Origin of the sequence: Shewanella aestuarii, assembly GCF_011765625.1 — a bacterium.
In the GTDB taxonomy this organism is placed as follows: Bacteria; Pseudomonadota; Gammaproteobacteria; order Enterobacterales; family Shewanellaceae; genus Shewanella; species Shewanella aestuarii_A.
On record NZ_CP050313.1, the window covers coordinates 2,120,062 to 2,143,731 of the forward strand.

Below are 23,670 nucleotides of genomic sequence, written 5' to 3' on the forward strand. Positions count from 1 at the left end.
GCGCAATAAAAAAGCCATTAAAACCGTTAAAGAAATGTTAAATGACATCTAAATTATACTGCCTTAGCTTTTGAATACGTATGCATAATATTGTCGGCCAAACAACCCTAGGAGTAGTATCATCACCGTTGTGCAACAATTTGGTCATAACTCCAACGTTTATGCAGTCAATTAAACGTTGGTACAAACACAATAAAGACTGTAACCAAAATCAAAAGGACACTAACAACCAGACCTGGACATCAAGTTGTTAAGTATTCGCTAAAGGGGAAAGATGAATGTTGCTATTTAAACCAAGCCTACTAACACTCGCACTTGTTGCTGCTGGCGCAAGCATGAGCGCTTATGCTGCTGATGAAGTCGACACAGCCAATACTGCAGATGAAAACATTGAAGTGATTAAAGTCACCGGTATACGCCGCAGCTTACAAGAAGCACAAGCGGTTAAAATGACTAACTCTTCTGTTGTTGAAGCTGTTTCAGCTGAAGATATCGGTAAATTACCAGACGTCAGTATTGCTGAATCACTTGCACGCCTTCCTGGGGTTGCTGCTCAGCGACTAGATGGTCGTGCAAACGTTGTTTCAATTCGCGGTTTAAGTCCTGATTTCACTATCGCGACCTTGAACGGTCGCGAACAAGCGTCAATTAACGACAATCGTGGCGTAGAATTCGACCAATATCCTTCAGAGCTATTAAACTCGGTTGTGGTATATAAAACTCCTGATGCTGCATTAATGGCTCAAGCTATTGGCGGCACGGTTGACATGCAAACAATCAGCCCACTTAAACATGGCGAACAAACCTTCGCGATCAACGCTCGTGGTGAGTGGAACGACTTAGGTTCTTTAAACGCGGGCTCCGACGATAAAGGCTATCGCGCAAGTGTGTCTTATATAGACCAATTTGCTGACGATACTATCGGTATCGCATTAGGTTACTCACGCATGCAGTCACCTAACCAAGAAGAACGCTGGCAAGCATGGGGTTACCCAAACTTAGATTATAACGATGCAAATCCACTCGTACTTGGCGGTGCTAAACCTTACGTTCGTTCATCAGAATTAGAACGTGATGGTGTTATGGTGGTGTTAGAATTCCAACCAAACGATCAATTCCGATCTGTTGTTGATGTGTTTTACACTAGTTTTTTTGACCAACAAAGACTAACAGGGATTGAAATACCTGGCCAATGGGGTGCCGGTTGGGCAAATTCTGGTATAACAGCCATTGAAACCGAAAACGGTTTAGTCACTAAAGGCACTATCAATGATGCTATGGTGCTTGTTCGTAATGATATGAATACCCGTGATGCAGATTCTATTTCTGCAGGCTGGAATAATGAATATATCTTCAATGAAAACTGGTCGATTGAAGCAGATGTGGCGATTTCTAAAGTAGAACGTACTGATATTGGTATTGAAACTTATGCGGGTACAGGTCGCGGTAACGGTAATGGTCAAGTAGAAAACTTAGGCTTTACTTATGATGGCAAAGGCGGTTACATCTTCGAGCCATCACTAAACTATGCTGATCCAGAATTAATTCGTTTAGGTGGCGCATTTAGTTGGGGACCAGACGCTGAACGCGCGAACTTCCAAGATGGTTTTATCAACAAACCTGAAATTGAAGATGAGTTACAATCGTTCCGCTTATCTTCAACTTATTCATTTGATGAAGGTGCGATTAGCAAAATCCAATTTGGTATAAATTATACTAATCGTGAAAAAACTAAAGTAGATAACGGTTATTATTTAACTCTGAAAGGTTACGATGCAGTAACTAACCCAGATTATATGCTCACGTTACCTAGTCAATATTCAACTGGCTCAACCTCACTTGCGTTCTTCGGTATGGGTGATGTGTTATCTTATGATGCACTTCGCTTCTATAAAGATGGCAACTATAACGAATTAAATGCTAAAGAAGTCCAACCAGAGCGTATCACTAACTCTTGGCAAGTCGAAGAGCAAGTGACCACCTTCTTTGTAAAAGCCGACTTAGACACAGAAGTCGGGGATATTCCTTTAACTGGTAACTTTGGAGTTCAAGTAGTTGATACTGATCAAAGTTCAAAGGGTACTGCAGTTTCTAAACTAGATGATGGCACAATTGAGCTTACCCCACGTACAGCGGGTGACTCGTATGTGGAATGGTTACCTAGCATCAACTTAGGCTTTGAAGTTGCTGAAAACCAAATGGTTCGTGTTGCAGCTGCACGTACATTAAGCCGTGGCCGTATGGATCAGATGAATTCAAACATCAACTATACATACAACCCTAATCCTTCTGGTGCAGATCCAAAATGGACTGGCGGTGGTGGTAACCCACAACTACGTCCTTGGTTAGCGCGTCAGTACGATATCAGCTATGAAAACTACTTTAGCGATATGGGTTACTTCTCTGTTGCCGCTTACTATAAAGATTTAGAAAACTATACCTTTAACCAAGATCAGTTTGTTGATTTCTGTACCATTTTACCAAGTGACCCGAACTGTGGTGATGGCCTAGGACGTGTTTCTAGCCCGCAAAATGGTAACGGTGGTTATGTACAAGGTATTGAGGCATCGTTATCTATCGACTTTGGTTACTTTACTGAAGTGTTAGATGGCTTTGGTACTATTCTAAACGGTGCTTATAACGACTCTGAAGTGAAAGAAACTGACGATAGTGAACCAACTACGCTACCAGGTCTTTCAGAGAAAACCTTTAACGCAACTGTTTACTATGAAAACTCAGGTTTCCAAGCGCGTATCAGTTCTCGCTACCGTAGTGACTTCTTAGGTGAAGTAACTGCAATCAGCTTAACTCGTGTTAACGTTGATGTTAAAGCAGAAACCGTTGTTGATGCACAAATCGGTTATGACTTTAGCGAAAGTGGTATTGACGCACTATATGGTCTATCAGTGGTATTCCAAGTGAACAACTTAACTAACGAACCATTTACCACATATCTTGGTGATGATGAGCGTCTAGTTCGTGACTACCAAAACTATGGTCGCAACTTCATGTTTGGTGCGAACTACAAGTTCTAACTTGAATATGACAATAAAGCCTCTGTAACCTGTTACAGGGGCTTTTTTACTTTAAAAAACAATAAAATTGTAAGGCGATTACTATGAATAATAACAAAATAAAAGACATTGTAATTGTAGGCGGCGGGACCTCAGGTTGGATGACCGCGGCAATGCTTTCAAAACTATATCCTTCTCAGCTTGACATTACTTTGGTTGAATCTGACACCATCGGCACCATTGGTGTAGGAGAAGCCACTATCCCGCCACTGCAAATTTTTAATAATGTATTAGGAATTAACGAACAAGATTTTATTCACCAAACTCAAGCGACGATAAAACTTGGGATCCAATTTGAAAATTGGGGCAAATTAGGTGATAAATACATGCATGCCTTTGGCGAGTTTGGTAAAGATATTGGCTATACTGCCTTTCATCATTACTGGTTAGCCGATAACCCTGATCCTAAATCGTTATGGGATTACTCATTTAACTACCAAGCGGCTATTCAAGGTAAGTTTTCCCCCACGCCTCGTATTCACAATAATCAACTTGCAGGGCTTACCCATGCCTATCATTTCGATGCAGGGCTTTATGCCAAACTGCTGCGCGAATACAGCATTGAAAAAGGCGTTAACCGCATTGAAGGTAAAGTGAGTCAAGTGAATCAAGATGAGCATGAATTCATCACCTCCCTCACCCTAGAAAACGGTAACACTGTTGCGGGCGATTTGTTTATTGACTGTTCAGGCTTACATGGAGTGTTACTCGATAAAGTATATAAGGTAGGGTTTGACAGTTATCAGCATTGGCTACCTTGTGATAGCGCATGGGCGGTTCCTTGTGAAAAAGTCGAGCCAATTATCCCCTATACCCGCTCAATTGCCCATAAAAATGGTTGGCAATGGCGCATTCCACTTCAGCACCGAACTGGTAATGGGCTAGTGTTTGCAAGCAGTAAAATGTCAGATGCGGATGCAAAACAACTGCTTCTTGATAACCTTGATGCTCCAGCCATTGGCGAGCCACGATTAATTCGTTTTACGCCGGGTCGTCGTCAACAGCAATGGGTGAAAAATTGTGTTGCAATTGGCTTATCTTCAGGATTTTTAGAGCCTTTAGAGTCCACCAGCATTCATTTAGTGCAAACAGCCATTATCCGCTTAACCAAATTAATGCCCCATGCTCAAATCAATCCGTCGCTGATTGATGAGTATAACCGTCAAGCCAAACTAGAGTTTGAGCAAATTCGTGACTTTATTATTTTGCATTATCACTTAAATCATCGCGCAGATAGTTGTGAAACAGATAATAGCGACGATATTTGGCAAGCTTGCCGCGAAATGGACATTCCTGAATCGCTACAGCAAAAAATTGCCCTATTCAAAGACACAGGCAATTTATTTAGGCAGCAAGAAAATCTCTTTACCAATGAGGCGTGGCTACAAGTCATGGTCGGGCAAGGCATCATTCCTGAAGATTATAACCCCCTTGCAAATGTGATAACTAACGCACAAAGGCTTGAGTTTTTGGCCAATCTAAAAGCGATCTATGCGCAAAACTTATCTCAGATCACAAGCCATCAACAGTTTTTATCTACTTGTGGCTAGCCATAAGATATTAGGAGTCTATATGAAATCTTTTCTTAAACTTAGCCTACTCTGTGCAAGCATCAGTTTTAGTTTTGTAGCAACTCATGCAAACGCCCTTGACAATTCGATTCAAGACTTTGCTGTTGAACCGCAATTTTGGTGGGCAGAAATGCACAACAGTCAGTTGCAACTGCTTATTTATGGTAAAGATATTGCCAAACACCAAATTAAGCTTAAACAAGGCAAGAAGGTAAAACTTGTCAAGGTTGATACCACGGACAGCCACAATCATGTGTTTGTAACCCTTGATTTAAAAGGCGCATCACCTCAAACCGTATCCTTTGATATTATCGATAATAATAAAGTCATTGGTCAGTTTGATTATCAATTACTCAAACGCGCAGCCAATTCAGCTAAGCGTGTGGGTTTTAACAATCAGGATGTCATTTATCTTATAACGCCCGACAGGTTTGTGAATGGCGATATATCTAACGATAATCACCCAGATATGCTTGAAAAGATCAATCCTGACTTACCAGATTATGGCGGTCGCTTTGGCGGTGATATCGCAGGTATTAAACAAGCACTGCCTTATTTAAAAGATTTAGGTGTCACCCAGCTTTGGATTAACCCTCTGCTTGAAAATAATCACGAAAAGTACTCCTACCATGGGTATTCCACTACCGATTATTATCAAATTGACCCTCGTTTTGGCACCAATGAAGACTATAAAGCCCTCGTTAAAGCGGCAAATGATCATGGCATCGGCGTGATTAAAGATGTGGTGGTTAACCATATTGGTTCAAATCACCCATGGATGTCTAATTTTCCAAGTAGCACTTGGATTAACGGCCAAGGTAAACCTGATCAAGAACAAGTTTATACCAGTCATCATCGCACCACAGTGCAAGACCTCTACGCCACCAAGATTGATAGATCTGAATTTGAAGAGGGCTGGTTTGTGCCAACCATGCCCGATCTTAATCAGCGCGATCCTCACCTTGCCACCTATTTAATTCAAAACAGTATTTGGTGGGTTGAATATGCAGGTCTATCAGGTATTCGTGAAGATACCTATTCCTATGCTGACAAAGCCTTTTTAGCCAAGTGGGGCAAAGCCATTATGGATGAATACCCAAGCTTTAATATTGTGGGTGAAGAATGGAGCGAAAACCCCATCACTATTAGCTATTGGCAACAAGGTAAAGTGAACCACGATGGCTATCAATCATTTACTCCGAGCATGATGGACTTCCCGATTGCTGAAATGTTGCATAAAAGTCTCACTCACACCGATCCCAATAAAGGGCTAATGGATTTATATGAGATGCTCGCTAACGATGTGGTGTATGCCGACCCAACAAAACTTGTGCTATTTGAAGGCAATCATGACACTAACCGTATTTATAGCCTATTGAATGAGGATTTTGGGCTTTATCAAATGGCAATAGCGTATGTGCTTACCAGTAATCGTATTCCGCAGATTTTTTACGGCACAGAAGTGTTAATGACAAGTCCTAAAGAAGGCCGCCATGATGGAGTGGTGCGTAGTCCCTTCCCGGGCGGGTTTGCAGGTGACACGGTTAATGCCTTGACCGGTCAAGGGTTAAACAGTGCCCAAAAAGCGGCGCAGCATTTTATTAAAACCTTACTGAATTATCGCAAGCATTCTAAAGCAATTAGCCAAGGCTCCCTTGCCCACTATGTACCTAAAGATGGTGTATATGTTCAATTTAGACAATTTAAAGATGAAAACCTAATGGTCATTTATCACTTAGGCGAGCACACCACAAAACTTGATTTGAACCGCTTTAACGAGCACATAAAAGGTGCCAAACAAGGCCGCAGTATTATCTCTCAGCATACGTATTCATTAGACAAACTACTCACTTTATCGCCTAAAAGTGTCACTATGCTGTCGATAAAATAAATAAGAAGAAGTCATCATGAAAAGTATTATGTCCTTATCTAAGTTAAGCCCCATAGGCTTAGTCATGTTAATTGGATGCTCACCCTCTTATGACACCAGTCAGGCGCAACAGGTAGAAGCATCAAACAAGCAAACCTTGGCACAGGCTGAATCATCTTTACCTCATAAAGCGGTGGTATACCAAGTGTTCACTCGTCTTTACGGTAATACTAATACCACCAATAAGCCTTGGGGCACGATAGATGAAAACGGCGTGGGTAAATTCAGCGATTTTACCGATATCGCCCTTAAAGATATTAAATCGTTAGGCGTGACCCATGTGTGGTATACAGGTGTACCCCATCATGCAGTGATTAATGATTACACTCAGATTGGGATCAGTAATGATGATCCTGATGTGGTTAAAGGTCGTGCAGGCTCGCCCTATGCGGTAAAGGATTATTACAATGTCAATCCCGATCTGGCCGATAACCCCGCCAACCGTTTAGCCGAGTTTGAATCGCTTATCGCTCGTACTCATCAAAATGGTATGAAAGTCCTCATAGATATTGTCCCTAATCATGTGGCCCGTAATTACCAATCACTCTCTGCCCCTGAGGGCGTAGAAGATTTTGGCTTTAGTGATGACAACACCGTAGAATACGCCAAAAATAATGACTTTTATTATGTAATTGGCCAAGATTTTAGCGTACCTGATGCCATTAATGGTTACCAAGCTTTAGGCGGTGAAGCACATCCGCTTAGCGATGGTCAATTTAAAGAGTCACCTGCTAAATGGACCGGTAATGGCTCTCGCCTTGCCAAACCTGATGCCAATGACTGGTATGAAACGGTAAAAATCAATTATGGCGTTAAACCAGATGGTAGCTATGACTTCCCTCGCCTGCCCGCTGGTTTTGAGCATAAGTCAGCCGCCGAACATTACCAATTTTGGCAACAACAAGACGCTAAAGATATTCCAAACTCATGGCGTAAGTTTGAACACATTGCGCAATATTGGTTGGCTAAAGGTGTTGATGGTTTTCGATATGACATGGCCGAAATGGTCCCGGTTGAGTTTTGGAGTTATTTAAATAGCCATATAAAACATGCTAAAACTGACGCCTTTTTATTAGCTGAGGTGTATAACCCTAACTTATACCGCGCTTATATTCAGCAAGGTAAAATGGATTATCTGTATGATAAAGTTGATTTATACGACACCTTAAAAGCAATCATTCACGATAAAAAATCGACGGCTCAAATTGCTGTGGACCAAGCAAAAGTCGCCGATATTGAAGCGCATATGCTGCATTTTTTAGAAAATCATGATGAGCAGCGGATAAACTCCCCAGATTTTGCAGGCACACCGGAAGCAGCCTTACCTGCGATGGTAGTTTCAACCCTTATTAGCCGTTCACCAACACTAGTGTATTTTGGTCAAGATGTGGGTGAACCAGCTCGAGAAAACGGCGGTTTTGGCCAAGCCACACGAACGAGTATTTTTGATTATGTAGGGGTGCCAGCCCATCAACGCTGGATGAATAACGGCAAGTTTGATGGCGGCCAGTCTACAGAACAAGAAAAGGCGCTGCGTGATTATTATCAACGATTGTTAAACTTGAGCCATAGCGCACCTGCGCTAAAAGGCGAGTATCAAGAATTAGACACCTATCAACGTAAGCAAAATGTGGTTGGTTATGATAATAAAGTATTTGCTTTCAGCCGTTTTAGTGAACAACAAAAAATGCTGGTGATCAGCAATTTTGACCAACACAACGGTAAGCAATTTAGTTTAACCTTGCCGCAATCATTATTAAAGGCTTGGCAATTTAATCATACTGAAACTCAATATATGCATGATGTATTGAGCCAGATACAAGTTGTCTATCCTATTGAAACTCAAGCTGATGGCACAGCTAAGCTTGAAATTACCCTAGCGCCACTACAATCAATGGTAATGGTTCTTTAATTTGACGACCAAGCTAGCATGAATCCACTTAGTTAACCTGAGCTGTGGATAAAAGATTAGCCCTAATGCCCTGATCATCTATCAGGGCATTGTTGTTTTAAAGCCAGATATGACCAATCGTGATAAATAGCCAATAACAAGGTGAATTTGTATTGACTGAATACGTATGTATTTCTTTGCGGTTGAGTCTTAAAGCGGCATATATTCCTTAACAACAAAAACAATAATCAACAAGGATGCCTCATGATCCAACATCACACTAAGATTGCCTTTAACCCCTGTAAACTGGCCATTTCATGCGCAGTTGCGTTATCTTATGCGGCGTTGATGCCTAATGCCCATGCAAAAACAGTCACTGTGAGTTCACCAGACAAACAAATAAACATTCAACTTTCAGATGATAATGGTCGTCCTGAATATCAAGTCAGTTTTAAAGGTGAAACCGTCGTTAACCCAAGTCGTTTAGGGATAGTATTCAAGCAAGTAGGAGAATTAGGTGAAGGACTCACCATTAGCCAATTCACTCAACACACTGACGACAATACTTGGCAACAACCTTGGGGAGAACGAGAATTTATTCGCGATCATCATAACGCCATCATCGCGACACTCACCAATGGCAAGATTAATATTGATGTTGAATTTAAAGCCTTTAATGATGGGATTGGTTTTCGTTATTTGGTTCCCAAACAAACTGGGCTAGCACAATATAGCACGCTAGATATTACCCAAGAGCTCACTGAATTTAGCCTACCGGATCCCCATCACACCACTGCTTGGTGGATCCCAGGTCGAGGCTGGAATCGCTACGAATACTTATATAACACCACCTCATTGGCTAAAGTTGATCGCGCTCATACACCGTTTACCGCCAAGCTGACCACAGGAACCCATTTAAGCATCCACGAAGCAGCATTAACGGATTATGCGGCCATGGTGCTCGATCAACGTCGAGATGGTACCTTCAGAGCCGATTTAACTCCTTGGTCTGATGGCATACTGGTAAAAACGCAACCCGGCTTTACTACCCCATGGCGCACCATTCAAATTGGCTCAACAGCCACCGATTTACTTAATTCAGATTTAATTTTAAACCTCAACGAGCCCAATAAACTTGGCGACGTATCTTGGGTTAAACCCGGTAAATACATAGGTATTTGGTGGGCAATGCATGTTAACGAAAAAACATGGGGCTCAGGTGACAAACATGGCGCAACCACATCAGAAACTATTCGCTATATGGATTTTGCCGCAAAATACGGTTTTGATGGCGTATTGGTTGAGGGTTGGAATGAAGGCTGGGATGGCAGCTGGTTCCATAATGGTGATGTATTTAGCTTTACCAAAACCTATCCTGACTTCGATATTAACGCCATCAGTGAATATGGTAAAAAGCACAATGTACGTTTAATTGGTCATCACGAAACCTCAGGCTCGGTCACCAATTATCGTCAGCAAATGAGCAAAGCATATGATTTGTATCAACAACATGGCGTAACTCAAATTAAAACAGGCTACGTCGCCGATGGTGGAGATATTAAACGGATAGATGATCAAGGGATCACCCGCCATGAATGGCATGATGGCCAATTTATGGTAAATGAATACTTGCACAGTGTCACCGAGGCCGCTCAACGCGGGATAAGCATTAATACCCACGAACCGGTTAAAGATACTGGCCTGCGTCGTACTTATCCTAATTGGATTGCCCGCGAAGGTGCGCGCGGTCAAGAGTACAATGCTTGGGGAACACCGCCCAATAATCCTGAACATACCGCCATTTTGCCATATACCCGAATGTTATCAGGGCCAATGGACTTTACTCCCGGGGTTTTTAATCTTGCACCACAAGGCTTAGATGCCGTAAATAGGGTGCAAACCACGCTGATGAAGCAACTAGCCCTCTATGTTGTTTTATACAGCCCTATTCAAATGGCTGCAGATTTACCGCGCAATTATGTTGAGCGCCTCGATGCCTTCCAATTTATTTTAGATGTCCCCACAGATTGGAGCGATTCAAAAGCCATTGCCGGAGAAGTGGGTGATTTTGTGGTGTTTGCTCGCAAACAACGCCACAGTGAAGACTGGTTTTTAGGTGGGTTAACCGACGAAAATGCTCGCAGTATCGATATCAAGTTAGATTTTTTAGAACCTAATATTCAATACATAGCTCAAATATATCGTGATGGTGATGAAGCCGACTGGTTAACTAACCCATATGATTATGTTATTGAGCAGAAAAACGTAACCGCAAACGACAAAGTTATGTTAAAAATGGCACCAAGTGGCGGAGTCGCAATTCGGCTTAAAGCGACTAAATAACAATAACTTATACATTAACGATAACGCTAAACATGTAACCAAAATGTACCAACAAAGTTGCCTAAAAACGATGAATACGTATGTATTTAGTTGTGTCAATCCAGACCACAAGGCTACTATAAAACCTGCTAATTTCACTCTCTGCTTGTGGAGATGAAAGGGCTAGGTCGTTTCTGATACCTATCCAGCCATGGGGAAGTATCAGCTTTAGAGTACCTCGATTAACTTTGTTTGGCACTTTGCGAGATAAAGGTATTAGGTCATTGGCGAATACCCGTCTTAGGGAGATGTGTATTCGCCATTTTTTTATCTATCGATTTAGCAATAAAAGTAAGTCATCAACTTACTCACTATATAGGAAGATCCATGTCGGCTGATAACAATAATCAACAAGACCGTATACAGCAAAACCAGCACATCCAACCGCAATTAAGCTTTTGGCAAATATTCAATATGTGCTTTGGTTTTTTAGGCATTCAATTTGGCTTTGCGTTGCAAAATGCCAATGTCAGTCGTATTTTTCAAACCTTGGGTGCAGAAATAGATGAAATCCCCATTCTTTGGATTGCCGCCCCACTGACAGGGCTAATCGTACAACCAATTATTGGTTATTTAAGTGATAATACTTGGAACTGGTTAGGACGACGCCGCCCCTATTTTCTTGTTGGTGCAGTATTCACAACCCTCTCTCTATTTATCATGCCGCACTCACCTACTCTGTGGATTGCCGCAGGTATGTTATGGATTATGGATGCATCGATTAACATTGCTATGGAGCCATTTCGTGCCTTTGTCGGCGACAACCTACCACAAAAACAGCGCACCACTGGCTATGCAATGCAAAGCTTCTTTATTGGTATTGGTGCGGTCATCGCATCTGCACTGCCCTACGTTTTAACTAACTATTTTGACGTGGCTAATACCGCGCCAGCAGGTGAAATTGCAGATTCTGTGCGCTATGCCTTCTATTTTGGTGGCGCGGTGTTATTTCTTGCCGTCGGTTGGACCATTGTCAGCTCGAAAGAATACTCGCCAGAGGAGCTGGCTAAATACCATCAACACGAGAGTCAGCAACAAACAATACCTTCTACGCATCAACGTAGCAGCACTCAATACCGTTTAGGCGCGATGATTTGGATGACGATTGGTGCAGTATTTACTACGGCTATTATCACTCAAGAATTAGATAAGCAGCTGTATATATTAAGTTTAGGTATATTTTGTTTTGGCCCTTTACAGCTGCTGTGTTCATTCAAGCTTAAGCATAACCAAACTAGAGATCGCAGTGAGCTAGGTATGCTATTTAATGTGGTAGATGATTTGTTCCACATGCCTAAAGCAATGCGTCAGTTAGCGGTAGTACAATTTTTTGCATGGTTTGCATTATTTGCCATGTGGATATACACCACAGCTGCAGTAACCTCGCACCATTACGGCACTACCGATGTGGTATCACAAGCCTATAACGACGGTGCAGATTGGGTCGGAATGTTATTTGCGTCTTACAACGGATTTGCCGCTGTTGCAGCCATTATTATCCCCTTTTTAGCAAAAGCAGTGGGAATAAAACTGACTCATACCATCAATATGTTTATTGGTGGCATTGGGTTAATTAGTTTCTACTTTATCACTGACCCTTCACTATTGTGGCTGCCGATGATTGGGGTGGGCTTTGCTTGGGCATCCATTTTATCTGTGCCATATGCCATGTTATCGGGTGTGATCCCACCAACTAAAATGGGCGTGTATATGGGTATTTTCAACTTCTTTATTGTGATCCCGCAACTGCTGGCCGCAAGCATTTTGGGGTTATTACTCAAGTTATTTTTTGATGGTCAACCAATTTATGCCGTTGTGCTAGGCGGGGTATTTATGATCATCTCAGGTATTGCCGTGCTATTTGTTGAACAAAATAATAAAACACAATAATTCAGTAAGATAACAATGAAATGGGGATATTAATGTTAACCACAAACTCAAGATTCACTCAAACCTTGCTTGCTAGCACGGTTACATTGAGCTTATTCGGTTTATCAGCCTGTTCTGATGCGCCGCAGTCACAAGTCACAACTGCTACGGTATCAAATCCTGTTGTTAATACTACCGTTGCGCCTGGGGCACCCGGTAATGATCCCGTATGGGCTTTTGCTGGTAAAACAGGTATCGGTACATCTTATGAACCCTATGTAGCAGGTCAGTATCAAGACAGTGCTAGCAACCCAGTGAGTAAAGTGTGGTTTTCGGTTGCACAAGGCATTTTGACTGAAACCATGTACGGTATGATCCACAATGCTCAGTTAAAAGAACTGCAATTTGTTATCGCAGGTCAAGGGTTTGTTGACACCGAAAAAGAAGACACCATCAGTACTATTGAGTACCTGCATCAAGATGAGCAAGGCCGCCCTCTTTCACTTGCTTATAAAATTATCAATAAAGATAAAGACGGTAAATATCAAATTGAAAAGCATATTTTTACCGATCCTAATCGTGATAGCTTGATGATGAAGGTGGTATTTACCGCATTTGAACAAGGTATAACCCCTTACTTATATGCCAACCCACATATTGATAATAGCGGTGCAAACGATGTTGCCAGTGTGGAAGGTAATACGTTAATTGCACATACTACCGCCGCTGATTCATCTGTAATGAGCATTAAGTCAGATGTTGATTTTGTGAAAGCGAGCGCCGGATTTGTAGGTCAGTCTGATGGGTTAATTGATCTTGTTGATAATGGCCAGTTAGATAACCTTTATCAAACCACAGGCACTGACATCGTTGGTAATGTAGCCTTAACAGCTCAATACCCAACGCTGGATAACAATAGCTACACAGTCAATTTTGCTATTGGTTTTGCGAGTAATAAAAAAGACAGTTTAGCCAACGCTGATAACACATTAAAAGATGGTTACGATGCGGTACTCAGTGCCTATTTAGGCGATGAAAAACATCTAGGTTGGAAAGATTACCTCGCCTCACTAGCTCCATTAAAAGAGATGGCTAATAACACCACTGATGATGGCAAACTTCTCTATACCAGCGCCTTAGTATTAAAGGCCCAAGAAGATAAAACCCATGCAGGAGCTTTAATTGCTTCCCTTTCCAATCCTTGGGGAGATACGGTATCGGCTAAAGTAGGTAGTACGGGTTATAAAGCCGTTTGGCCTCGCGATTTCTATCAATGCGCCATGGCATTTTTAGCCATGGGCGATACGCAAACGCCAAAAGTGGCGTTTGAATATCTTAAAAAAGTGCAAGTCACAGAAAACACCCCTGGCTATGAAGGCACACCTGGCTGGTTTTTACAAAAAACTCACGTAGATGGTGAAATTGAGTGGGTGGGTGTACAGCTTGATCAAACCGCAATGCCAATCATGCTTGGTTGGAAACTATGGCAAGCTGGCGTATTAACTGACGCTGAAGCAACAAAGTGGTATCAAGAAATGCTCAAGCCCGCAGCCGATTTTTTAATAAGCGGCGGTAAAGTTAAACTTGATTGGAATGATACCAGCATCACACCACCAAGCACTCAGCAAGAACGCTGGGAAGAACAAGCCGGCTACTCCCCCTCTACTACAGCTGCGGTTATTGCTGGTTTAGTAGCAGCTAATGAACTGGCAATATTAGCCAAGGATGACAACGCTGCAACCTACTTACTTGCAGCGAAAAAATTAACCGCAGAACTTGAACAATCAATGGTAGCCACCACAGGTGATTTTGCTAAAAATGCCCAAGGTGAAATTGCGCCATACTATGTACGCATCAGCCCAAATGGCAATCCTAATAGTGCTGATAAGTTACTAGACAACAATGGCAAATCTGGCCTAGACCAGCGCCAAATTTTAGATGGCGGCTTTTTAGAGCTCGTCCGTTATGGCGTAAAAGATGCCCAAGACCCAGTGATAAAAAACAGCTTAATGTTGATTGATAATACCGATCTTGAGCACAATCTTCGGGTTAAATATGAGTTTACCGCTAAAGATGGCACAACTGTACCTGGCTATCGTCGATATGGTAACGATGGATATGGTGAAGATATTGTGACTGGTTTTAGCTATGCAGAGCAAGGTAACACAGAAGATCAACGTGGACGCGTATGGCCTTTCTTTACTGGTGAACGCGGTCATTATGAATTGGCATTAGCCAAGTCCACTAGTACATTAACAGCAGCCAATAAACAGCAATTGATCAATACCTATGTTAAAGGTATGGAGACTTTTGCCAACGAAGGCTTAATGTTACCCGAGCAGTCTTGGGACGGTGTCGGTCACCCTACCCGTTACAATTACAAAATGGGTCAAGGCACTAATGCCGCCACCCCATTAGCCTGGACTCACGCAGAATACGTCAAGCTAGTGCGCTCAATGACAGATGAAAATGTATGGGATCATTACCCTATCGTGACAGATAAGTTGAAGTAACGTTTCTACGAGTCAATTAATTTAAATTGCCTCCAACAAGGTAACTGTTACCCATGAAAAAACGCATCTAATTAATTTAGATGCGTTTTTTGTTGATTATTAGAACTAAATTTATATAAACTGCTTTGTTACTTTTAAATTAAAATTAGGAAATAAATCAATGGAATGGTATGTAAAAGTTTTAAAAAATTATTTTGTATTCAGCGGTCGAGCACGTCGTAAAGAATACTGGATGTTTGGCCTAATCAATTTAGTGATCACTGTTGTGTTAAACCTTGTTGATTTAGGTATTGGCACATTAGATGCCACCACAGGTTATGGTTTATTCAGTGGTATTTATACCCTCGCGGTTTTCATTCCTAGCATTGCCGTTTCAGTACGCCGTTTACACGATACTAATCATTCAGGTTGGTGGTTATTTTTGGCATTAATTCCACTGATAGGTGTATTATTTTTACTGGTTGTATTCTGTTTCGACAGTAAAGAAGATAATGAGTATGGCCCCAACCCAAAAGCCATTAATGAACCTGATACCCATTTTGCCAGTTAATATTTTATATTTAGTTTCAGCAAAAAAAGCATATTGATTCCAATATGCTTTTTAATTTTATATCAGTTTACATGATTAGTTTTAAATTTTTCAACTTGGCTCATCACCACCACCGCGCATCCACCTGCAACGACACCAAACAGCGCATTTAATAAGCTGGGCGTTAATAAGCCCAACAGACCACCCACAACCGCAATTTGTTCAGTCCATAAGGCCGCTGATTCAATCCAAACCGCAATAGCGTGAATGCCATGGGTTAAAATACCCCCACCAACCATAAACATGGCAATGGTGCCAACAAGGGTTAAACCTTTCATCAGATATGGTGCGCTCGTGACAAGCTTTAAGCCAATACTACGCCCAATGCGAGTCATCATTCCTTCACCTTGGCGTTGATGCAGGTATAAGCCAACATCATCAATTTTTACAATAGCAGCCACTAAACCATAAACCCCGACGGTCATGACTACGGCGATAACTGACAAGGTTAAAAATTGATTCATCAACGCCGACCCCGCTACAACACCTAAGCTTATGGCAATAATTTCAGCCGACAATACAAAGTCAGTACGAATAGCCCCTTTGACTTTTTGTTTTTCATAAGTGTGTAAATCATCAATATCATGCTGAAGCTTTTGCTCAACTTCACTGTCATCAAGATGTGGATCTTGTTTTGCTTTTGGGTGTTGATAAGAGTGATAAACCTTCTCAAAGCCTTCGTAGCATAAAAATAATCCGCCAAACATTAGTAACGGCGTGATAGCCCAAGGGATAAAGGCACTAATGAGCATGGCCAGTGGTACCAATATCAATTTATTTTTAAACGATCCTAGCGCAACCGCCCAAACAACAGGCAACTCTCGTTCTGAAGCGACTCCCGAAACTTGCTGGGCATTTAAGGCTAAATCATCTCCTAATACGCCCGCCGTTTTTCTTGCAGCCACTTTACTCATCGCCGCCACATCATCCAAAATGGTGGCGATATCATCTAACAATGTTAATAAACTTGCCCCTGCCATATGACGTCCTTCTTATGGTACTAAAACGCGTATAACCAAAATACACCCGCAGTGGTAAAATCATTTCCCACTCGCGTAATCACCCCCAAGCTGGTATTCACTTTAATACTATGTTGGCGGTTAAATGCATATGAATAAGTTAAACCTATGCGTGAGTTGTTTTCATCATCATTTGATGCCACACCATTCTTTTCTGTTTCTGCACCAAAAAAATAATTCGCACTTAATGACATCCATTGCTTTGGTGTAAAGGAATAAACTAAATGCCCTTGAATACTGTACTGTGGCTGTTTTTTTAATAGCACATCTTGATAAAAATCATCATTGTCTTCATAAAACCTGATAGTGGCATTTAGGCCGTAATACCAGTTACCTTTACGATATGACATACCAATGCCCGGTCTAAAAACCCATTGATTAGTACCAATGTTGAGTAATTTATCATCATCATAAGTACCCAACGGAATATGGGCTTGCAAGCTTAACCCCATCACCAACCCTTCTTGATAGCCAGCAAACTCTGATAAAGTTAACGCTGGCGCGCCATAAAAGTTCCAAGTGAATTTAGCCACAGGGTCGCCATAGCCACAAACAGTACCGGATACGTAATCCCCCTGAAAGGTTGCGGATCCATCTGCACATGCATAAGCGGCTGATAAATCGACTTTGGCTGAACTCCCCAGAAAATCAAAGGTTGTGGCATATGCTAAAACGGCGCTATCAATAGCAAGTTTGGCATCCTGTAGAGGAACTGACGGGGCTGGGGATAAATCGCCTTCAGAATGGACGTATCCCGCTACTAAAAAATGCATTCCGATAGGAATATTAGTGTAACTTCTTGGTTCAAGATCTTGTGCATTTGATGCAAAGGCTATCAAACCCGTCGATAACACAATGTTGTTTAACAACCTTATAGGCAGTATCGAGATGATTGGGCCATGGGTGAGTGCAGGTCTCATTACTCAATCCTAGAGTCACTATGCAATTTAATGCTGAAAAATGATGAATAATGGACTCCAAGCAAAAGCGAGCCCGTCTGATAATTAATTTTGCCAATATACAACCCGGTAAAGGTAGTGATATTTTAGTTTTCCTCAATATTACCGCATGATTGACGCACAATAAGATTAGTTGGTATCAACATCCCAGATACCTCTTGACCACGTATTAGCTTTAATAAGCTGTCAACAATGATTTCACCCGCTAACTGGGTATTTTGCTTGATGGTGGTCAAACTGGGGTTAGCAAAAGTCGCGACAGGAATATCATCATACCCTACAATAGCGACATCTTCAGGTACATTAATCCCGTGTTTTTTAAGAGCACGCATGGCACCAATGGCGATTAGATCACTGGCAGCAAATATGGCATCAAACGCGATGCCTTTATCAAGCAATTGCTCAGCGGCATCAAAACCTGAACTTTCGGTACTGATAGCCTCAAGCTGCAAGCGTTTATCCACTTTTAAACCATTGTTTTTTAGCACTTCACAGTGGCCTAAATAACGGTCTCTAAACTCAGGGCTGCGACTGGATGCATCGCCCAAAAAGGCAATGCTTTTTCTACCCTGTTTCACTAAGTGTTCAGTTGCAATCAAGCCACCTTGATGATTATCACAACCGATAGAAAGTACTGATTTATTGTTATGTTCAGCTCCCCAAATAACAAAGTGAGTATTTTGTTCTAACAATTTTTCCAGTTTATGGGCGTAGTCCATGTAATCGCCATACCCGAGTAAAATAATGCCATCAGCCTTATTACTGTCTTCATAATCTGCGTGCCAATCACTCGATAACTGCTGAAATGAGACTAATAAGTCATAACCTTGCTGGGCAGTAGCCCGCGTAATAGACCCGAGCATAGATAAGAAGAAGGGATTAATGAGTGAGTCATCATTTGTTGGATCTTCACAAATTAATAATGCCAAAGTATGACTGTTTTGGGTGCGTAAATTACTGGCGTTTTTATCAACTTTATAATTCATTTCTTTGGCAATCGCTTGAATACGCTGCCGGGTTTCTAAATTAACTAAAGGACTGTTCCTTAACGCACGGGATACCGTTGATTGCGATACCCCGGCACGATAAGCAATATCTATTGATGTTGCTTTAGATGCCATTTGTTCTTCGCCTTAATGATTACTTTTATAATTAAATTTTATAATCCAAGTTCGTTCAATAAATCATCCGCATCATCAGCTACAATCCCCTTTACGCTGGGATCGGCTAATAATTTACTTTTTTCAACTGCGACTTTATTGGCCGTTTTTTGATGAGTTTCAATGAGTGAATCCGGATCAAACTCTTCGTCCATTTCAAAATCATATGAACGGATAAACTCTGTTTTATCCATTGCAAATTCAAGATAGAAAATATGGTTATTCTCTGTTTTGAACGATACGCGACGTGCAACAGCGTCATCAAGATTAGTATCAACTGAAATCGTTAATTCTTTATTAATTGTCAACATTTTAGGCTGACTTTGACTAATTGATGTTTGTAGTTCTTTTGAGATTTTACCAATAAAATCCCCTAAAATTTGGTTCATCAATTCGCCCATCACATTGGCTACATCATCAGATGTATGAGAAAAAGCTAATTCGCTTTCGGGCATGCCCATATTGACCATATAACGTCGATAAATCTCAATGGCTGCATCGGCAGAAAAATTAATCACAACTAAACCTGAAAACCCTCCGTCAAAAATTGAAAAACAGCCAAGATCAGGCTTTAAGCGGGTTTTAGAAATAGATTGCACCATACCAGCATGAGTTACATGGCTCGCACTCGTACTTGAAAGGACATGAGAAACTGAATGACAAAGCTTGAGTAAAATATCGTCGTTGTTAACCGTTTGTGACGAGTTCATAGCAATATACCTATATTTAAACTTATGGTTAATCTTGCGGGTAAATGAAGAAAAAATCAAAACAAAAACAAATCATTAGCACATATAATAACCGACACCAAACACAAATGCGTTAACCTACTGTTTTACAGATAGTTTAGTTAAAATCAAATATTAATAACACTTTTGACTAACAACTCTTGTTTACGTCACAGTTTACTAACAAGACACTCCTCAAGTTAGGATAAATATTTATAATCGATTGCTATATATCTCATGTGAAAAGGCTGCTGGAATGATTGCAATGTTACGCCAACTAACCATCTTAAAACGCTTGTTTATTATGCTAATTTTAGCGGCAATAGGCACCGTTTGTTTTGGCAGTTTCTCAGTGAAGGAACAATATAATAATTTAGTAACCGATAAATATGCCCAGCTTGCTGTGGGAATCGAGCAATTGGTCACCACACTGGATTTTCTGCAACAACACGCTTCAGATGAAACACTAAACGATTTGGTAGAACATATTAATCAACAAACCTCTCATCCGATTTATATATTGCACAATAACAAACGTTTAGTCACCACAATGGCCAATCCAGTTTGGTTAGGAAGTAGCGCAGTCAATAATTTGCTTGAACAAAGCCATACTAAGGAAGCAATTGCAGAATTACGTTTTTCAAAAGGCAATCAGCAAACGGATTTATTTATGCTGGCAAAATTTGATAGCTCCCTGCAAAAATATTTTGTTACCCAAGCTCCAACCGATGAAATCCATAGCGCCCTTAAAAGTACCATGATTGATTACCTGATTATCATGTTATTAATTTCTGTGCCCATTTTCCTGTTTTTTTTACTATTGAATCACTCTATCACCCAGCCAATCAATGTTGCCATTAATGCCATGAAAGATATTGCTGCTGGAGAAGGCGATTTACGACAACGACTTGATGAAAAAGGCAAAGATGAAGTGTCACAACTCGCCATAGCATTCAATATGTTTGTCGAAAAAATTGCGAATGTGGTCGCACAGTTACATCCAATTAGTGATCAATTAACGACTCATTCAGAGCATTTATTAACCAACGTCAATACCGCTCAACAAAGCAGTCAAAACGTCAATCAAGAAACACAAAGTGTGGCAACAGCAATGCATGAAATGTTAACCACAACTCAAGACATGGCGGGCAATACCAGCCAAGCTGCACAAAGTGCTGCAGAAGTAAAAACTCAAGCAGAACAAGGTTTGAAATTGATGCAAACGACAGTTGACCAAGGTGAGGCACTTGGCCAAGAGTTAAAACGAAATGTGGAAGTTAGCCAAGTACTATCAAAATCGTCCAGTGAAATTACGTCTATATTAGATGTCATTAAGAGCATTGCCGAACAAACAAATTTACTAGCCTTAAATGCGGCAATTGAAGCTGCTCGTGCAGGAAGCCATGGCCGAGGCTTCGCGGTAGTTGCAGATGAAGTCCGAGCACTTGCCAATCGCACTCAAGATTCGACTAATGAAATAAACCAAATCGTTAGTAAAATTAATGAGGGGATAAATTCACTACTTCGCAGCAATAATCAAACTCAACAACAGTCAGATGAGTTACAACTTAAAGCCAGCCAATCAAGTGATGCAATGCAAAATATTTTACTGCTTATAGCAAACATAAGCGATGTTACAGCACAATTAGCCAGTGCCACTGAACAGCAAGCGATGGTAACAGAAGAAATTAATCTAAATATTAATGCGATTTCTGATTTAACCCACAAAGAAGTCGCAGCAAATGAATCCAATAAACAACAAGCTCAAATGCTTGGCCAAATCAGCGCCAGTATCGATAACACACTAAAACAATTTAAAATTTAATCATTTCTTACCTTAAGTCAGCTAATACCATTGTAATTAATCATTTGAAACATGATGATTAATTATATGGTATTTTTATGTCGCTATGATGATTCAATGCATTAAGGTATATTAGGCACGTTAAATTTATATCATGACGAACACAATCAATATGTATCAAAAAACAGTCACCATTACCGCCCCACATGGTATTCACACTCGCCCTGCGGCATTGCTGGTCAAAGAAGCGAAAAGCTTTGACTGTGATGTAATTGTTGAATGTAATGGCAAGCAAGCAAGCGCAAAAAGTTTATTCAAATTACAAACTCTTGGACTGTATCAAGGGGTGGAAGTCACGGTACTTGCACAGGGTGAACAGGCTCAACAAGCGGTTGAAAAAGTATCGGAATTACTTATCACTTTAAGTTAAGAGGTTTTTATGCAGGTAAACGGTATTGTGGTTTCTTCGGGTATTGCATTTGGGCAAGCGCTCAATGTCAGTACACAACCACAACCGCTAGATCTTCGATTATTACCACTAAGTGAAATCGAGTCCGAAAAATACCATTTACGCCAATCCATTGCCTTATTAATTCAGCATTTACAAAAAAGCCAACAACGTGTTTGCCCAACCTGCGAAAACTTCCAATTAATTGATGCTGATATTTTACTGCTTGAAGATGAAGAGCTTGTTGATGAAATCAGCCAACACATCAGTCAATATCGCGTTAGTGCGCCAGTAGCAGTTAATCGTACCTTTAATGAACAAGCCCAAGCACTGGCACAAATGGACGACCCCTATCTTGCCAATCGTAGCCAAGATATTCGGTTTTTAGCCAAGCGATTAATCGCAATTTTACAAGGCTCTAGTCAGCACGATTTATCTAACCTAACTCAAGCGACTATATTACTCGCCGATGATTTAACCCCAGCAGACTTTGCCATGTTACCCCTTGATTACATTAGTGGCATAGTGCTTGAGTCCGGTGGTTTAACCAGCCATACCGCCATTTTGGCCCGTGCGGCTGGCATTCCAGCATTGTTAAATTGCCCTTGGATAAATCAAGTTGGCACCATTGCCGATAACACACCATTAGTGCTGGATGCATTCGAAGGCGTATTGTATGTCAAACCTGATCCCGAGCAAGTCGAGCAGTTATCGCAAAAACAACAGCAACAAATTGCGCATCAACAAGCCTTAATGGCTTTTAAAGATCTCCCCTGCCAAACCATTGATGGTCGAGCAATAATTCTGAGGGCTAATGTTGGCAATTTAAATGAAATTAGTCATTTGATGGAAGTCGGCGCTCAAGGCATAGGACTGTTTCGTACCGAATTTTTACTGATGAATGCCAAAGCAATGCCAGATGAAGACCAACAATACAAACTTTATTGTGATGCAATACATACCTTAAACGGCCAACCACTCACTATACGTACATTTGATGTGGGGGCAGATAAAGAGATCCCTTGCTTAAAACAAAACAACGAAGACAACCCAGCCCTTGGTGTAAGAGGTATTCGTTATAGTTTACTTCATCAAAATATGTTTATTACTCAAGTAAAAGCCATTTTACGTGCAGCTAATACTGGCTCGGTGCGATTAATGTTTCCAATGATCAGCAAACTTGAAGAATTACAACAAGCCTTTGCATTAATTGAGCAAGCCAAAACTCAATTGATTGAACAACAGCAAAAATTTGCTGAAGTGGAATATGGCATTGTGGTTGAAACACCTGCAGCAGCATTGACACTCGATGCCATGTTGCCCTACTTACATTTTGTTAGTATAGGTAGCAACGATTTAACCCAGTACACCTTGGCAGCAGATCGCAGCAACACACAACTCGCTCACAGTTATCCGACACTGTCGCCAGCGGTGTTAAAATTAGTTGCCATGATAATTGCTCAATGCAAACAAGCCGGTGTTAAGGTGTGTTTATGTGGTGAAATAGGCGGAGATGAAACCGTGTTGCCTTTGCTAATGGGCATGGGATTAGATGAGCTCAGCATTAATCCTAACCATCTATTAGCCGTAAAGTCACAAGTCGTTAAAGGTCAATATTCCCAATTTGTTGAACATGCGGCTCATATTAACCAATTAAATACGATTTCGGCCATTGACGAAGCAATAAAACAGTTTAGCTTAGTAAATAATGTGAAGCTAACACACTAAAAATA

15 protein-coding genes are annotated in these 23,670 nt (G+C 41.1%); 11 read left to right on the forward strand and 4 right to left on the reverse strand.

Going from position 1 to position 23,670, the window contains the following annotated elements; all coding sequences use genetic code 11:
- Positions 1 to 278: 278 nt before the first annotated feature.
- From HBH39_RS09570 to HBH39_RS09605, 8 genes are all read left to right on the forward strand, one after another.
- Positions 279 to 3,035 carry a TonB-dependent receptor gene (locus tag HBH39_RS09570; RefSeq protein WP_167677724.1) on the forward strand — a complete coding sequence of 919 codons (2,757 nt, stop codon included), beginning with the start codon at positions 279 to 281 and terminating at the stop codon, positions 3,033 to 3,035.
- An 83-nt stretch (positions 3,036 to 3,118) separates the two neighbouring features.
- Positions 3,119 to 4,624: a tryptophan halogenase family protein gene (locus HBH39_RS09575; protein WP_167677726.1), complete on the forward strand. Its 1,506-nt coding sequence runs from the start codon at positions 3,119 to 3,121 to the stop codon at positions 4,622 to 4,624.
- Between the two features lie 22 nt (positions 4,625 to 4,646).
- Entirely contained in the window at positions 4,647 to 6,536 is a 1,890-nt protein-coding gene (locus tag HBH39_RS09580; RefSeq protein WP_167677728.1) for a glycoside hydrolase family 13 protein, read from the forward strand.
- 16 nt (positions 6,537 to 6,552) lie between these two features.
- Complete coding sequence (locus tag HBH39_RS09585) at positions 6,553 to 8,487, forward strand: alpha-amylase family glycosyl hydrolase (RefSeq protein WP_432280108.1); 1,935 nt, start codon at positions 6,553 to 6,555, stop codon at positions 8,485 to 8,487.
- A gap of 243 nt (positions 8,488 to 8,730) precedes the next feature.
- Positions 8,731 to 10,809: a glycoside hydrolase family 97 protein gene (locus HBH39_RS09590; protein ID WP_167677730.1), complete on the forward strand. Its 2,079-nt coding sequence runs from the start codon at positions 8,731 to 8,733 to the stop codon at positions 10,807 to 10,809.
- Between the two features lie 366 nt (positions 10,810 to 11,175).
- A complete protein-coding gene (locus HBH39_RS09595) occupies positions 11,176 to 12,738 on the forward strand; it encodes an MFS transporter (protein WP_167677732.1) in 1,563 nt (520 codons plus the stop codon).
- 32 nt (positions 12,739 to 12,770) lie between these two features.
- The gene (locus tag HBH39_RS09600; protein WP_244325633.1) at positions 12,771 to 15,230 is read left to right on the forward strand and encodes a glycoside hydrolase family 15 protein; all 2,460 of its coding nucleotides are present in this window, start codon (positions 12,771 to 12,773) and stop codon (positions 15,228 to 15,230) included.
- Positions 15,231 to 15,390: 160 nt separating this feature from the next.
- Complete coding sequence (locus tag HBH39_RS09605; protein ID WP_167677735.1) at positions 15,391 to 15,780, forward strand: DUF805 domain-containing protein; 390 nt, start codon at positions 15,391 to 15,393, stop codon at positions 15,778 to 15,780.
- Positions 15,781 to 15,842: 62 nt separating this feature from the next.
- Here HBH39_RS09605 and HBH39_RS09610 read toward each other — a convergent pair whose 3' ends face one another.
- The 4 genes from HBH39_RS09610 to HBH39_RS09625 form a co-directional block, all read right to left on the reverse strand.
- Complete coding sequence (locus tag HBH39_RS09610) at positions 15,843 to 16,799, reverse strand: DUF808 domain-containing protein (protein ID WP_167677736.1); 957 nt, start codon at positions 16,797 to 16,799, stop codon at positions 15,843 to 15,845.
- A 20-nt stretch (positions 16,800 to 16,819) separates the two neighbouring features.
- Complete coding sequence (locus HBH39_RS09615) at positions 16,820 to 17,758, reverse strand: transporter (RefSeq protein WP_167677738.1); 939 nt, start codon at positions 17,756 to 17,758, stop codon at positions 16,820 to 16,822.
- A 125-nt stretch (positions 17,759 to 17,883) separates the two neighbouring features.
- Positions 17,884 to 18,918 carry a LacI family DNA-binding transcriptional regulator gene (locus HBH39_RS09620; RefSeq protein ID WP_167677740.1) on the reverse strand — a complete coding sequence of 345 codons (1,035 nt, stop codon included), beginning with the start codon at positions 18,916 to 18,918 and terminating at the stop codon, positions 17,884 to 17,886.
- 38 nt (positions 18,919 to 18,956) lie between these two features.
- Positions 18,957 to 19,667: a DUF3334 family protein gene (locus HBH39_RS09625; RefSeq protein ID WP_167677742.1), complete on the reverse strand. Its 711-nt coding sequence runs from the start codon at positions 19,665 to 19,667 to the stop codon at positions 18,957 to 18,959.
- A 274-nt stretch (positions 19,668 to 19,941) separates the two neighbouring features.
- On the opposite strand from HBH39_RS09625, the gene HBH39_RS09630 reads away from it, so the two are divergent.
- From HBH39_RS09630 to ptsP, 3 genes are all read left to right on the forward strand, one after another.
- Positions 19,942 to 21,510 (forward strand): methyl-accepting chemotaxis protein, encoded by a 1,569-nt coding sequence (locus HBH39_RS09630; protein WP_167677745.1) that lies wholly within the window; start codon positions 19,942 to 19,944, stop codon positions 21,508 to 21,510.
- Positions 21,511 to 21,661: 151 nt separating this feature from the next.
- Entirely contained in the window at positions 21,662 to 21,919 is a 258-nt protein-coding gene (locus HBH39_RS09635; protein WP_167677747.1) for an HPr family phosphocarrier protein, read from the forward strand.
- A 9-nt stretch (positions 21,920 to 21,928) separates the two neighbouring features.
- Positions 21,929 to 23,665: a phosphoenolpyruvate--protein phosphotransferase gene (gene ptsP, locus HBH39_RS09640; RefSeq protein WP_167677749.1), complete on the forward strand. Its 1,737-nt coding sequence runs from the start codon at positions 21,929 to 21,931 to the stop codon at positions 23,663 to 23,665.
- The last annotated feature ends 5 nt before the right edge of the window (positions 23,666 to 23,670 follow it).

What these genes read in the sequence shown, in the direction of transcription:
- HBH39_RS09570 (WP_167677724.1), top strand. Translation starts at nt 279, where the DNA reads ATGTTGCTATTTAAACCAAGCCTACTAACACTCGCACTTGTTGCTGCT.
- HBH39_RS09575 (WP_167677726.1), top strand. Translation starts at nt 3,119, where the DNA reads ATGAATAATAACAAAATAAAAGACATTGTAATTGTAGGCGGCGGGACC.
- HBH39_RS09580 (WP_167677728.1), top strand. Translation starts at nt 4,647, where the DNA reads ATGAAATCTTTTCTTAAACTTAGCCTACTCTGTGCAAGCATCAGTTTT.
- HBH39_RS09585 (WP_432280108.1), top strand. Translation starts at nt 6,553, where the DNA reads ATGAAAAGTATTATGTCCTTATCTAAGTTAAGCCCCATAGGCTTAGTC.
- HBH39_RS09590 (WP_167677730.1), top strand. Translation starts at nt 8,731, where the DNA reads ATGATCCAACATCACACTAAGATTGCCTTTAACCCCTGTAAACTGGCC.
- HBH39_RS09595 (WP_167677732.1), top strand. Translation starts at nt 11,176, where the DNA reads ATGTCGGCTGATAACAATAATCAACAAGACCGTATACAGCAAAACCAG.
- HBH39_RS09600 (WP_244325633.1), top strand. Translation starts at nt 12,771, where the DNA reads ATGTTAACCACAAACTCAAGATTCACTCAAACCTTGCTTGCTAGCACG.
- HBH39_RS09605 (WP_167677735.1), top strand. Translation starts at nt 15,391, where the DNA reads ATGGAATGGTATGTAAAAGTTTTAAAAAATTATTTTGTATTCAGCGGT.
- HBH39_RS09610 (WP_167677736.1), bottom strand. Translation starts at nt 16,799, where the DNA reads ATGGCAGGGGCAAGTTTATTAACATTGTTAGATGATATCGCCACCATT.
- HBH39_RS09615 (WP_167677738.1), bottom strand. Translation starts at nt 17,758, where the DNA reads ATGAGACCTGCACTCACCCATGGCCCAATCATCTCGATACTGCCTATA.
- HBH39_RS09620 (WP_167677740.1), bottom strand. Translation starts at nt 18,918, where the DNA reads ATGGCATCTAAAGCAACATCAATAGATATTGCTTATCGTGCCGGGGTA.
- HBH39_RS09625 (WP_167677742.1), bottom strand. Translation starts at nt 19,667, where the DNA reads ATGAACTCGTCACAAACGGTTAACAACGACGATATTTTACTCAAGCTT.
- HBH39_RS09630 (WP_167677745.1), top strand. Translation starts at nt 19,942, where the DNA reads ATGATTGCAATGTTACGCCAACTAACCATCTTAAAACGCTTGTTTATT.
- HBH39_RS09635 (WP_167677747.1), top strand. Translation starts at nt 21,662, where the DNA reads ATGTATCAAAAAACAGTCACCATTACCGCCCCACATGGTATTCACACT.
- ptsP (WP_167677749.1), top strand. Translation starts at nt 21,929, where the DNA reads ATGCAGGTAAACGGTATTGTGGTTTCTTCGGGTATTGCATTTGGGCAA.